Source organism: Pseudomonas sp. F220, assembly GCF_057813935.1.
In genome coordinates this window covers 1-13,332 of the sequence record NZ_JBVASJ010000065.1, presented here as the reverse complement: position 1 = coordinate 13,332, position 13,332 = coordinate 1, and the positions used below count along the sequence as shown (strand labels likewise).

General features: G+C 60.9%; 9 protein-coding genes. 1 reads left to right on the top strand and 8 read right to left on the bottom strand.

Features of this window, described 5'->3' with window-relative positions:
- Positions 1 to 248: 248 nt before the first annotated feature.
- From ACZYSM_RS28295 to ACZYSM_RS28265, 7 genes are all read right to left on the bottom strand, one after another.
- On the bottom strand, positions 249 to 1,892 hold the full coding sequence (locus tag ACZYSM_RS28295; RefSeq protein ID WP_489076851.1) for a BatD family protein: 1,644 nt from the start codon (positions 1,890 to 1,892) through the stop codon (positions 249 to 251).
- Positions 1,889 to 3,628 (bottom strand): vWA domain-containing protein, encoded by a 1,740-nt coding sequence (locus ACZYSM_RS28290; RefSeq protein ID WP_489076849.1) that lies wholly within the window; start codon positions 3,626 to 3,628, stop codon positions 1,889 to 1,891. Before ACZYSM_RS28290 ends, ACZYSM_RS28295 begins: the two co-directional genes overlap by 4 nt.
- On the bottom strand, positions 3,625 to 4,701 hold the full coding sequence (locus tag ACZYSM_RS28285) for a vWA domain-containing protein (protein WP_489076847.1): 1,077 nt from the start codon (positions 4,699 to 4,701) through the stop codon (positions 3,625 to 3,627). The genes ACZYSM_RS28290 and ACZYSM_RS28285 overlap by 4 nt, the downstream gene beginning before the upstream one ends.
- Positions 4,694 to 5,188, bottom strand: coding sequence for a DUF4381 domain-containing protein (locus tag ACZYSM_RS28280; RefSeq protein WP_489076845.1), 495 nt, complete (start codon positions 5,186 to 5,188; stop codon positions 4,694 to 4,696). Before ACZYSM_RS28280 ends, ACZYSM_RS28285 begins: the two co-directional genes overlap by 8 nt.
- Positions 5,185 to 6,123, bottom strand: a complete 939-nt coding sequence (locus ACZYSM_RS28275; protein WP_489076843.1) for a DUF58 domain-containing protein — start codon at positions 6,121 to 6,123, stop codon at positions 5,185 to 5,187. Before ACZYSM_RS28275 ends, ACZYSM_RS28280 begins: the two co-directional genes overlap by 4 nt.
- Before the next feature lie 5 nt (positions 6,124 to 6,128).
- Positions 6,129 to 7,088 (bottom strand): AAA family ATPase, encoded by a 960-nt coding sequence (locus ACZYSM_RS28270; protein WP_008150800.1) that lies wholly within the window; start codon positions 7,086 to 7,088, stop codon positions 6,129 to 6,131.
- A gap of 293 nt (positions 7,089 to 7,381) precedes the next feature.
- Positions 7,382 to 7,735: a hypothetical protein gene (locus tag ACZYSM_RS28265; RefSeq protein WP_489076840.1), complete on the bottom strand. Its 354-nt coding sequence runs from the start codon at positions 7,733 to 7,735 to the stop codon at positions 7,382 to 7,384.
- A 504-nt stretch (positions 7,736 to 8,239) separates the two neighbouring features.
- Here ACZYSM_RS28265 and ACZYSM_RS28260 point away from each other — a divergent pair.
- Entirely contained in the window at positions 8,240 to 13,162 is a 4,923-nt protein-coding gene (locus ACZYSM_RS28260) for an NAD-glutamate dehydrogenase (RefSeq protein ID WP_489076838.1), read from the top strand.
- Here the strand turns inward: ACZYSM_RS28260 and ACZYSM_RS28255 are convergent.
- The coding region (locus tag ACZYSM_RS28255) for a hypothetical protein (protein ID WP_489076836.1) at positions 13,135 to 13,332 on the bottom strand (198 nt) is incomplete at its 5' end. The two genes, ACZYSM_RS28260 and ACZYSM_RS28255, sit on opposite strands and share 28 nt — an antisense overlap.

Here is a 13,332-nt window from a genome sequence, read left to right as displayed (position 1 = left end):
TAGAGGTATACCTTTTCGACTTTTGCATCGGGACGCATCATGTGGGGCAGGCTCCTGAGAGAGTTCGGGAGCTCAGCATCGGGCATCAAATATCGGCTTGGAATGTGGGCTTCATGGAGCGGTTACGGTTGAAGGGTTGGCGATGGTCGCCAACAGACACGCACAGACACAACAAGGGGGAGCAAGCTCCCCCTTCAGCGGTTCCCGGACATGGGTGACGCTCTGCGTGAGAGCGACCCTGAATGACGTTACTTTGGATAAAGCGGCGGCAGGCTGTTGCTGTCACCCGCCGGGTCCTGGACGCGTTCGGTGATCGGGATGGCGCGGATGACTCGCCACAGCTCCTCACCCTGCCAGTGTTGGCCGGTTTCGCTGTAGAGCGCACCGTTCAGGCCGTCCAGTGCATCGGACAGTGGTACGAAGCGGGCGGCCATGTCGGCCAGGGTTTCCGGTTGTTGCCGGGCCCAGGCGTCCAGCGCTTGCCGGGTCGCTTGCGGATCGTTGGCCAGGCTCGCGCGTTTGAGATCGTCGAGCACGGTCCGTGGGCTTGGACCGGTCTGCGCAGCCCGCAGGATCGCCGGCTGCCAACGGGCGCGCCACCAGAGACCGAAGCCGAGCAGGGTGGTACAGGCCAGAACCAGGGTGCTGAGCTGCCAGCGCCAGAGTGCTGTGTTGTTGGCCGCTGAGGTGGCTGGCGTGCTGCCGGCGAGGGTGTCGACCACCAGGCTCGGGTTGCTCGCCACTTGCAGAGTGCGGGCCGGCAGGCTGGTGCGTTCCAGGTGATCCTCAAAAGTGTTCCACCAGACCACTTCTACCGCTGGCAACTCGATCGGGCCGCTGCGGTTCGGCACCAGGGCTTCGCGTTCTTCACGGCTGCCGATCAGCCCACGTTCACTGTTCTGGTTGCTCAGTACCGGCTGGTCCGGGTACCGGCGCAGACCATTGACCTCGGTGGCGGGCAGGGGGGCAAGTTGTGAGCTGGAGAGGCCTTCAGCCTTGATCGTCAGGCTGCGGGTCAGGGAGTCACCGACCTGGCTGTGATCCGGCTCCGGGCTCCAGCTCTCGCTCAGGCTCAGGCTACGTGCCGGTAGCCAGGGTACGTCGGCCGGATAGTCGGCAGGTTTGGCTTTGACCGTCAGTGGTATCTCGGCGGAGCTGACGCGCATCAGCTTGCCCTGTTTCGGGCCGGTTGGCGTTGGCTCCTGGGACGGCTGGGCGTCGACCAGTGTGGCGCTGAACAGCTGCGGTGGGATTTTCAGTTCGCCACTGTGCTGCGGATAGATCGAGTAACGCAGTTCGATGACGCCATGGCGCAGGCCATTGATGACTTTTTCGTAGGTGCGTGATGCACCCAGTTGTTCGATGCGCGTATCGGGAATTTGCAACGGCGTCAGGCTGCTGTCGTCATACAGCGACACCGAGTGGTAGATGCGCAGGGTTAGGATCGCCTGGGCCTGGACGTAGACGCTGCTCTGATCGAGGCTGGCATCGATGAACACCGGCGCCAGTTTGTTTGCGCTGTCCTGGGTTTCGCTTTCGACCACTTGCAGGCTGATCGGCTGGCTTTTGAATTCCCCCAGTTGCAGCGATGGGATCTCCACGGTGCCATTGTGTTTGGGCAACAGGGTAATGATCCAGCGGGTGGTGGCGCGGTTGTCACCATTCAGGGTGGTGAGTTGGTTGACTTGGCGAGTACCGCGCACTTCGAACTGCGGGTCCAGCGGGGTCAGGTCGGGTTTGCCGAACAGCGTAGCATCACTGGATTCGAGGGTCAGTTCGACCGTTTCTCCAGAGTTCAGACGGCTGCGATCTACGCTGGCAACCAGCCCCACAGCCTGGGCCTGGAAGGTCCAGAGAAGGAGTGCGAGCAAGAGGGCGGTGAAGCGGGTCATCGAGTTTTTCCCTGATCCTGATGTTGTTGCTGTTCGTACCAAAATTTGCGTCTGAGCAGTTCGCCCGGGTCATCGGGGATCTGTCGCAGCCATTGCTCCAGCGCCTGCCGGTGTTCGCCGTCGACGCTTTCCTCGGCGGAGCGTAGGGGCGGTGTGGTGGTGTGTTCGTCGCCCAGTTCGCTGCCCGGCACTTCATTATTGCCCGGTTGCGGTGTGCCGTGTGCCTGAGGTTCGCTGGTCGATGACGGGCTCTGCGTCTCGGTTTTTTGTTCGCCACTGGTAGAGGGCTGCGTCGCCGCGCCGGGCGGTGGGTTTTGCGTGGTTTGCTCAGCGTCAGAGCTTTCGGTCTTGCCCGGTTCGCTTTGCGCCGATGTCTGTTTCTGTTTAAGCAGACTTTCCACCAGGGCTTTGTTTTTCAGCGCTGGCCGCAAATCCGGCTGGCGCTCCAGTGCCTGTTCGTAGGCATCCAGCGCGGCTTCCAACTCACCGCTTTTGGCCAGCGCATTGCCACGATTGTAGTGGGCATAGGCGTCGTTGCCTTCAGCGAAGCGCTGGGCGGCAGCGGCATAACTGCCGGCTTCATAGAGCGCGACACCTTGCCACTGCGGGTCTTCAAAATGCCGTGCGGCGTCGGCCGGACGTTGTTGTTCAAGCAAATGCTGGCCCTGTTGATCCGGGCGCAGCCAGAGGTCGTTGAACTCGAAGGCGTAACTCGGTTGCGGCAGCATGAACAGCAATGGCAGGCAAAACAGCCAGCCCCGTCGCCCGGCACAGGCTGCGAGCAGCAGCAATGGCAGCAACAGCCAGTAGCCTTGATCGGCCCAGGTATCCAAGTGCAGGATCTGGTCTTCATTGCGCAAGCTTTGCGGGCCGTTGAGCAAGCCAAGGCCGCGCAGATCGTTATCGTCCAGTCGCGCCTGTCGATAGCGACCGCCCAGATCATTGGCAAAGGTCTTGAGGCTTGTTCCGTCCAGCTGTGAGACGAGAATTGCGCCTTGGGCGTCCTTGAGGAAGCTGCCGTCTTCCTGGGCCACCGGCGCGCCATCGCGGCTGCCGATACCCAGCATCAAAAACTGTGGTGCCTGGCCGCTGAGGGCCTGACGAATCCCTTGGCGTTCCTGCTCGGTGAGAGATGAGCCGATGAGCAATATCCGGCCCTGACCGAGTGCGCCGCGATCGAGCAGGGTCAGGGCTTTTTTCACCGCCAGATCGGCGCGATGACCGATCTCGGGCATGATCGACGGTTTCAACGCTTCCAGTAGATTGCGGCTGGTGGCCAGGTCATCCGACAACGGCACCAGGGTGTGAGCGCTGCCTGAGTAGACGACAATCGCGGTCTGCGCATCGCTACGGTTTTGCAAGAGGTCGAACAGCTTGCGTCGGGCCTGTTCCAGACGGTTCGGCGAAACGTCCGTGGCGAGCATTTCAGGGGTCAGCTCGAGCAATACCACCAGCGGGTCGGCCGGTTTTTGGCTGGTCTGTTCAACCCGCTGCCAACTCGGACCGAGCAGCGCCAATACTGCCAGGGTCCAGGCCAGGCCGAGGGCGATCCAGGGCAATTTGCTTTCGCGGCCGCTACCACCGCTGAGCAGCGCTGCGTGAAAGGCCGGGGGCAGGATCATCTGCCAGCGTCCGGCGCGCTTTTGCCGATGCCAGAGTTGCCACAGCAGCCAGCCCAGCAGCGGCAACAGCAGCAGCCACCAGGGACGGAACCAGTGTGGCCAGAGCGCAATCATCGGCGCCTCCGCAGACGCAAGCGTTTAAGGCGCTGGCGCCAGTCAGGGTGTTGTTGCAGAAAGTGCTCCTTGTTGAAGAAACGCTGCACGAGGTTGTCGGGCCAGCGCTCGCGGATCACCAGCAGCATGCTCAGCAGCAACGCCGCAGCCAGCGGCCAGCTGTACAACGCCTGGGCGGGGCGGGCCTGGGTCGGTTGTTGCGCAACCGGTTCAAGCTTATCGAGGGTTTCCTTGATTGCCTGCAACTCTTGGCCATCGCGGGCGCGGAAATAGCGTCCGCCGGTGACCTCGGCTATTTCCTTCAAGGCAGGCTCATCGAGGTCCAGGCTCGGGTTCAGCCCCAGAAAGCCCAGCGTGCCGCTTTGCTCCGGATCGGCACCGATGCCAATCGGGTAAATGGTGACGCCTTCTTCGGCGGCCAACCGCGCGGCGGTGATCGGGGCGATCTCGCCCCCATTGTTCGCGCCGTCGGTGACCAGGATCAGTACCCGGTTTTGCGCCGGACGTTGACGCAGGCGTTTGAGGGCCAGGCCAATGGCGTCACCGATGGCGGTGTTCTTGCCAGCGATGCCGATCCGCGCTTCGTCGAGCCAGATGCGTACGGTACGTCGGTCGAAGGTCAGAGGTGCTTGCACATAGGCCTTACTGCCGAACAGGATCAGGCCGACTCGATCGCCTTCGCGGCCTTCGAGGAAGTCACCGAGCAGGTGCTTGACCAGCGTCAGGCGGCTGACGTCCTCGTCCTGCCACTGCATGTCGGGGAAGTCCATGGAACCGGAAACGTCCACTGCCACCAACAGATCGCGGCCACTGGCGGCAATCGGTAACGGCTCGCCCAGCCAATGCGGGCGTGCGGCGGCGATCAACAACAGCAGCCAGAGCAGAATGAACGGCGCTTGCTGGCGCCAGGCCGGCAGGTTGGCCCGGGCGCGACGTCGGGCCAGGCCTTCAAGGTCGCTGAGGAAGCTGACTTTGAGCGCCGGTTCGCCGCTGTCTGCCACCGGCAGCAACACCCGCATCAGCCAGGGCATCGGCAGCAGGGCGAAGATCCACGGCCAGGCGAACTCAAACATGTTTGCGAATCCAGGTGTCGACCGCTTGGGTCAGGCCGGCGATGGCCTTGTCATCGAGTTTGCATTCGGGTTTGTAGGCACCTTCGACCAGCACCATCCAGCGGGTCAGGCCGGCAGCGGGGCAGCGGTTGTCGAGAAACGCCAGCCATTTGCGACCATTGAGGGTGTGGCTCTGGCTGTAGGGGTAATCATTGCGGCACAGGCGTTTGAGCAATCCATTGAGTTGCTGCAACCAGGCACCTGCAGGCGCACCATCGTAGGGCTTTGGCATCAGGGCCAATTCCGCCAGGGCAGCCACTCGCAAGGGGTCAAGAGGTTGCTCGGCACGGGACACCGGGCGTTTGTTCAGCATAAACCTCCGCAAGGCCCACACGCCCCAACCCATGAGCGGCAGCAGGATCAACAGCAGCCACCAGCCGGGCGCTGGCGGCCAGAAGCCAATAGGTGACGGGGCGATCAAGGGTTGGAGTTGTTCCAGACTGTTCACTTGGCTTTCCCTGGACGCTGCGGGTTCAGGTAGTCGCGCAGTTGCTCGACCATTTCGCTCTGGGTGCTCAAGGGCATCAAGGGCACCCGCAGTTTTTGCGCGAGCAACTCCCAGCGTGCAATCCGCGCTTCGCCTTGAGCGCGATAGGCCTGGCGCAAGTCGTAGTTCAGCGTGTCCAGTTCCAGCTGCGCGCCACGCTCGGCGAAACGCAACAGGCCAGCGGCGGGCAAGGCATGATCCAGCGGGTCGGACAGCGGCAGCAACAGCAGGTCGCAATGCCGTGACAGCAGGCTCAGTTGTTGCTCGGTGCCATCTGACAGGGTGCGCTCATCGCAGATCACAATGACCAGACTGCCCGGTCGCAACACTTCCCGGGCGCGGCGCAGGGCGATACCGAAGGCATCGCGGTCCGGCTCGCTGTCGGTGTGCAGCGACTGATTGACCCGCACCAGACGGTTGAGCAGTTGCAGCAGGCTTTGCTTGCTGCGCCGTGGCTTGATCTCGTAGTGCTGGTTATCGCCGAACACCAGCCCGCCGACCCGGTCGTTGTGACCCAGCGCAGCCCAGCCAATCAGGCTCGCGGCCTGAGCGGCGAGTACCGATTTAAACATCAGGCCAGAACCAAAGAACAACCGGCGGCTCTGTTCCACCACGATGAAAATCGGCCGTTCGCGTTCTTCATGGAACAGCTTGGTGTGCGGCTCCTGGGTGCGCGCGGTGACGCGCCAGTCGATGGTTCGCACGTCGTCACCGGCCTGATAGACCCGCACCTGATCGAAGTCCACGCCACGTCCGCGCAGTTTCGAGTGGTGCAGCCCAATCAGTGGGCTGCGCTGATTGGGCGTTGAAAACAACTGCACTTCACGCACGCGATGGCGCATCTTGATCAGCTCGGCGAGGCTGACGCAGGTACCCGGTTCGGGCGGTAGGCTCATCGAGGTCAAGCGACGGCTACGACGTCGAGAATCCGCTGGACCACCCGGTCCTGGTCGATGCCCGCGGCTTCGGCTTCAAAGGAAAGAATGATACGGTGGCGCAATACGTCGAACAGCACTGCCTGAATGTCTTCCGGGCTGACGAAGTCGCGACCGGCCAACCAGGCATGGGCCCGGGCGCAGCGATCAAGGGCAATCGAGCCGCGCGGGCTGGCGCCGTAGGCGATCCACTCGGCCATTTCCGGGTCGAACTTGGCCGGGGTGCGGGTGGCCATGACCAGTTGCACCAGGTATTCCTCCACGGCGTCGGCCATGTACAAACCAAGGATTTCCTTGCGCGCGGCGAAGATCGCCTGCTGGCTGACGCGGCGCTCGGGTTTGGTTTCGCCGTTGAGGGCTTCGCCGCGAGCCTGCTGCAGAATGCGCCGCTCGACGGCGGCATCCGGAAAGCCGATTTTGACGTGCATCAGGAAACGGTCGAGTTGAGCTTCGGGCAGCGGATAGGTGCCTTCCTGCTCAATGGGGTTTTGGGTTGCCATTACCAGAAACAGTGGCGACAGCTCATAAGTGCTACGGCCGACGCTGACTTGCCGCTCGCCCATGGCTTCGAGCAAGGCCGATTGGACCTTGGCCGGGGCGCGATTGATTTCGTCGGCCAGTACCAGATTGTGGAAAATCGGCCCTTGCTGGAACACGAAACTACCGGTTTCCGGGCGATAGATCTCAGTGCCGGTGATGTCGGCGGGGAGCAGGTCAGGGGTGAACTGGATGCGATGGAACTGCGCTTCGATACCTTCGGCTAGCTCTTTGATGGCCTTGGTCTTGGCCAGGCCGGGGGCACCCTCGACCAGCATGTGGCCGTCGGCGAGCAGGGCAATGAGCAAGCGCTCGATGAGTTTTTCCTGGCCGAGAATCTGCGTTGAAAGAAAGGTTCGCAGCGCTAGCAGCGCTTCACGATGTTCCATCGATGACTGTTCCTGGAGAGGGTGACCGAAGACGTTCGAATAACGCCAGGGCTGGGGGCGTTACTTTAATCCATCGCAGGGGGTGGCGACTAACGGCATTTTGTGCAAAGTGCGGGAATTGATTGGCAAAATTGTTTGAGTTTGTAGGACTTCAGGGTTGTGGTGGATGTGCTGGCCCCATCGCGAGCAGGCTCGCTCCCACAGGTGACCAGGTTCTCACATAAAAATGCGATCAAATGTGGGAGCGAGCCTGCTCGCGATGAGGCAGGTTCAGGCCCCCGAGATTCTCAGGCTTAGAGCTGGCTTATATAGGTGCCGGTGCCTTTGAGGATGTTCTGCAGGGTTTCTTCAACTTCGGGCAGGTCCGAGGCCGCCGTGCTGTGGTGGATTTCCAGATGGTCGTCGCCATTGAGGGCGTCAGCATCACCAGCGCCGATTTCGATCAGCAGGCGGGTAGGGCTGAGGGTGACTTTCACGCCATCGAGGGTCGAAGGCTCGCCATCGAGGGTGATTTCCAGTTCGTCTTCGTCCGGGTAGCGGGTCATTAGGAACATCTCGCCCTGGGAGCTGTGGCAGGCGAGCATGGCCATGTTGTCTTCTTCTTCGTCGCACGGGTTGACGATCAAGAGGGCGGTGGTCATTTGCATGGGACGATTCCTGGCTCTGGGAGTGCTGTGAGGGCAAGCAAAGTGCAATTCTGCCAGCCTGAAGAATTTTCTGCTGACTTGTGTGTCAGAAGGTGTGCTGTGAACGGAATGAGGCCTATCGGTCAATTCTGGTACGTATGTGCCGTAAACCTGGCTTAAAACTGCCGGTTTCCTGTACGACTGCTAGTGTTGTTCGATGCGCAGCACTCGAGTTACGTACCGATGACCGAATATGTCGCAGCATCGCAAGCACGGGCCTTGCTGCACTGGTTAAGCTGCGCAACTGATGGACACCTGTAAAGACAGTGTTTGTGAGCTCGACAGTGGTTTTTGCAGATGCCCATTTCTTGGAAGGTGAATGTGACCTGAGTGTCTCGTCCAGCTTCACCCACCTGTCGCCCTGTTTCCTCTGCCCGAGAATCAGGAGCCGGGTGACGGACCGCCCCGTAAGGGGTTTAGCACGCGACGCTTCCATCAATAACAAGCCCAAGCGGAGTACCACAGATGGCGTTCTTCACCGCAGCCAGCAAAGCCGACTTCCAGCACCAACTGCAAGCGGCACTGGCGCAGCACATCAGTGAACAGGCACTGCCACAAGTGGCGCTGTTCGCGGAACAATTTTTCGGCATCATTTCCCTGGATGAACTAACCCAGCGTCGGTTGTCTGACCTCGCCGGCTGCACCCTTTCTGCCTGGCGCCTGCTTGAGCGCTTTGATCACGCGCAACCACAAGTGCGCGTCTACAACCCCGATTACGAACGTCACGGCTGGCAGTCGACCCACACCGCGGTCGAAGTGCTGCACCACGATCTGCCGTTTTTGGTGGACTCGGTACGCACCGAGCTGAACCGTCGCGGTTACAGCATCCACACGCTGCAAACCACCGTGTTGAGCGTGCGTCGCGGCAGCAAGAACGAGCTGCTGGAAATTCTGCCAAAAGGCACCCAGGGCGAAGGCATCCAGCAAGAATCTCTGATGTACCTGGAGATCGACCGCTGTGCCAATACTGCTGAACTGAATGTACTGAGCAAGGAACTGGAACAGGTTCTCGGTGAAGTCCGCATCGCGGTCGCCGATTTCGAGCCGATGAAAGCCAAGATCCAAGGGTTGCTCGAAGACCTCGACAACAGCCAATACGTGGTGAATACCGACGAAAAGGCCGAGATCAAGAGTTTCCTGGAGTGGCTGGTGGGTAACCACTTCACCTTCCTCGGCTACGAAGAATTCGTGGTCCGTGAGGAGGCCGAGGGCGGCCATATCGAGTACGACCCGCAGTCATTCCTCGGCTTGACCAAGTTGCTGCGCGCCGGCCTCACCGCCGATGACCTGCGTATCGAAGACTACGCCGTGAATTACCTGCGCGAACCGACTGTACTGTCGTTCGCCAAGGCCGCTCATCCAAGCCGTGTGCACCGTCCGGCCTACCCGGACTTCGTGTCGATCCGTAAAATCGACGCCGACGGCAAGGTCATCAAAGAATGCCGTTTCATGGGCCTCTACACCTCTTCGGTGTATGGCGAGAGCGTGCGCGTGATTCCGTACATCCGCCGCAAGGTCGAGGAAATCGAACGTCGTTCCGGCTTCCAGGCCAAGGCTCACCTGGGCAAGGAACTGGCTCAGGTACTCGAAGTACTGCCCCGTGACGATCTGTTCCAGACCCCGGTCGACGAGCTGTTCAGCACCGTGATGTCGATCGTGCAGATCCAGGAACGCAACAAGATCCGCGTGTTCCTGCGCAAAGACCCGTACGGCCGTTTCTGCTACTGCCTGGCCTACGTGCCGCGCGATATCTACTCCACCGAAGTGCGTCAGAAGATCCAGCAAGTGCTGATGGATCGCCTGAAAGCTACGGATTGCGAGTTCTGGACCTTCTTCTCCGAGTCCGTGCTGGCCCGTGTGCAACTGATTCTGCGGGTCGATCCGAAGAACCGTCTCGACATCGATCCGCTGTTGCTGGAAAAAGAAGTGGTGCAGGCCTGCCGCAGCTGGCAGGACGACTACTCAAGTCTGGTGATTGAAAGCTTCGGTGAAGCCCACGGCACCAACGTGCTGTCTGACTTCCCTAAAGGTTTCCCGGCCGGCTACCGCGAGCGCTTCGCTGCGCACTCGGCCGTGGTCGACATGCAACACCTGCTGAGCCTGAGCGAAGCCAACCCGCTGGTCATGAGCTTCTACCAGCCGCTGCTGGGGCAAACCGCCGGTCAGCAACAGCTGCATTGCAAGCTGTATCACGCCGATACCCCGCTGGCACTGTCCGATGTGTTGCCGATCCTGGAAAACCTCGGTCTGCGCGTACTCGGCGAGTTCCCGTATCGCCTGCGTCACAGCAACGGTCGCGAGTTCTGGATTCATGACTTCGCGTTCACCGCAGCCGAAGGCCTGAACCTCGACATCCAGCAGCTCAACGACACGCTGCAGGACGCTTTCGTTCACATCGTGCGTGGCGATGCCGAGAACGACGGGTTCAACCGTCTGGTACTGACCGCTGGCCTGCCATGGCGCGACGTGGCGTTGCTGCGTGCTTACGCCCGTTACCTGAAGCAGATTCGCCTGGGCTTCGACCTTGGCTACATCGCCAGCACCCTGAACAACCACACCGACATCGCTCGCGAGTTGACCCGGTTGTTCAAGACCCGGTTCTACCTGGCCCGCAAGCTGACTTCCGAAGACCTCGACGACAAGCAGCTGCGCCTGGAACACGCGATCCTGGCCGCGCTGGACGACGTTCAAGTACTGAACGAAGACCGCATCCTGCGTCGCTACCTGGACCTGATCAAGGCCACGCTGCGGACCAACTACTATCAGACCGATGCCAACGGTCAGAACAAGTCCTACTTCAGCTTCAAGTTCAACCCGCACCTGATTCCAGAACTGCCGAAACCGGTTCCGAAATTCGAAATCTTCGTTTACTCGCCACGGGTTGAAGGCGTGCATCTGCGCTTCGGCAACGTCGCGCGCGGCGGCCTGCGCTGGTCCGATCGTGAAGAAGACTACCGCACCGAAGTGTTGGGCCTGGTAAAAGCCCAGCAAGTGAAGAACTCGGTCATCGTGCCAGTGGGCGCCAAGGGCGGCTTCCTGCCGCGTCGTTTGCCTCTGGGCGGCGGTCGCGACGAAATCGCGGCAGAAGGCATCGCCTGCTATCGCATCTTCATTTCCGGTCTGTTGGACATCACTGACAACCTGAAAGAGGGCAACCTGGTTCCGCCGGCCAACGTCGTGCGGCATGACGGTGATGACCCGTACCTGGTGGTTGCCGCGGACAAGGGCACTGCGACCTTCTCCGACATTGCCAACGGTATTGCCATCGACTACGGCTTCTGGCTCGGTGACGCATTCGCCTCGGGCGGCTCGGCCGGTTATGACCACAAGAAAATGGGCATCACCGCCAAGGGCGCATGGGTTGGCGTACAACGCCACTTCCGTGAGCGCGGCATCAACGTTCAGGAAGACAGCATCACAGTAGTGGGCGTCGGCGACATGGCCGGTGACGTGTTCGGTAACGGCTTGCTGATGTCGGATAAGCTGCAACTGGTCGCAGCGTTTAACCACCTGCACATCTTCATTGACCCGAACCCTGAGCCTGCCAACAGCTTCGTTGAGCGTCAGCGTCTGTTCGACCTGCCGCGTTCGGCCTGGTCCGACTACGACACCAGCATCATGTCCGAAGGCGGCGGGATCTTCTCCCGTAGCGCAAAAAGCATCGCGATTTCCCCGCAGATGAAAGAGCGCTTCGACATCCAGGCCGACAAGCTGACCCCGACCGAACTGCTGAACGCCTTGCTCAAGGCGCCGGTGGATCTGCTGTGGAACGGCGGTATCGGCACTTACGTCAAAGCCAGCACCGAGAGCCACGCCGATGTCGGCGACAAGGCCAACGATGCGCTGCGTGTGAACGGCAATGAACTGCGCTGCAAAGTCGTGGGCGAGGGCGGTAACCTCGGCATGACCCAACTGGGTCGCGTGGAATTCGGCCTCAATGGCGGCGGTTCCAACACCGACTTCATCGACAACGCCGGTGGTGTGGACTGCTCCGACCACGAAGTGAACATCAAAATCCTGCTCAACGAAGTTGTGCATGCTGGCGATATGACCGAGAAGCAACGTAACCAGTTGCTCGGCAGCATGACCGATGAAGTTGGCAACCTGGTGCTCGGTAACAACTACAAGCAGACCCAGGCCCTGTCCCTGGCAGCCCGTCGTGCCTACGTGCGGATCGCCGAGTACAAACGCCTGATGAACGACCTTGAAGGCCGCGGCAAGCTGGATCGCGCCATCGAGTTCCTGCCGTCGGAAGAGCAACTCAACGAGCGCGTCGCGGCTGGCCATGGCCTGACCCGTGCCGAGCTGTCGGTGCTGATCTCCTACAGCAAGATCGACCTCAAGGAAGCGCTGCTCAACTCTCAGGTGCCGGATGACGCCTACCTGACGCGCGACATGGAAACTGCGTTCCCGCCGACCCTGGTCAGCAAGTTCGCCGAAGCCATGCGTCGTCACCGCCTGAAGCGCGAGATCGTCAGCACCCAGATCGCCAACGATCTGGTCAACCACATGGGCATTACCTTCGTTCAGCGCTTGAAAGAGTCTACCGGCATGAGCCCGGCGAACGTCGCTGGCGCCTACGTGATCGTGCGTGACATCTTCCACCTCCCGCACTGGTTCCGTCAGATCGAAGCCCTGGATTACCAGGTTTCGGCCGACGTACAACTGGAGCTGATGGATGAGCTGATGCGTCTGGGCCGTCGGGCTACCCGCTGGTTCCTGCGCAGCCGTCGCAATGAGCAGAATGCTGCTCGTGACGTCGCACACTTCGGTCCACATCTGGCGGCGTTGGGCCTCAAGCTCGACGAATTGCTCGAAGGTCAGACCCGCGAAGGCTGGCAGACCCGTTATCAGGCCTACGTCGAAGCGGGCGTACCTGAGTTGCTGGCACGCATGGTTGCAGGCACTACGCACCTGTACTCCTTGCTGCCGGTCATCGAAGCCTCTGATGTGACCGGTCAGAACCCTGCCGATGTGGCCAAGGCGTTCTTCGCTGTGGGCAGTGCGCTGGACATCACCTGGTACCTGCAACAGATCAGCGCTCTGCCGGTGGAAAACAACTGGCAGGCGCTGGCTCGTGAAGCCTTCCGTGATGACGTCGACTGGCAGCAACGGGCGATCACCATCTCGGTTCTGCAAATGGCCGATGCCCCGCAAGACGTGGAAGCGCGTCTTGCATTGTGGCTGGATCAGAACCAGGCCATGGTCGAGCGCTGGCGCGCCATGCTGGTGGACATCCGTGCCGCCAGCGGCACGGACTACGCCATGTACGCGGTGGCCAACCGCGAACTGCTCGATCTGGCGTTGAGCGGGCAAAATGCCGTCGCTAACCGAGAGCCGCTGGACCTGGAGATGGACAGTCAAACGGTGGTTGCCGCCACTGCCTGATTGAGTGCTGAATGAAAAAGCCCCGTATCGAGAGATGCGGGGCTTTTTTTTGTGTGCGCCAGGCATGGCGCGTTGCGCGCAAGCGCAACCAGTTTGGCTGTGGTGGCCACGCTGGTGACTTGGAGGTGAAAGTCCTCTACACACCCGGCAAGGGGAAGTGTTAGCCAGAG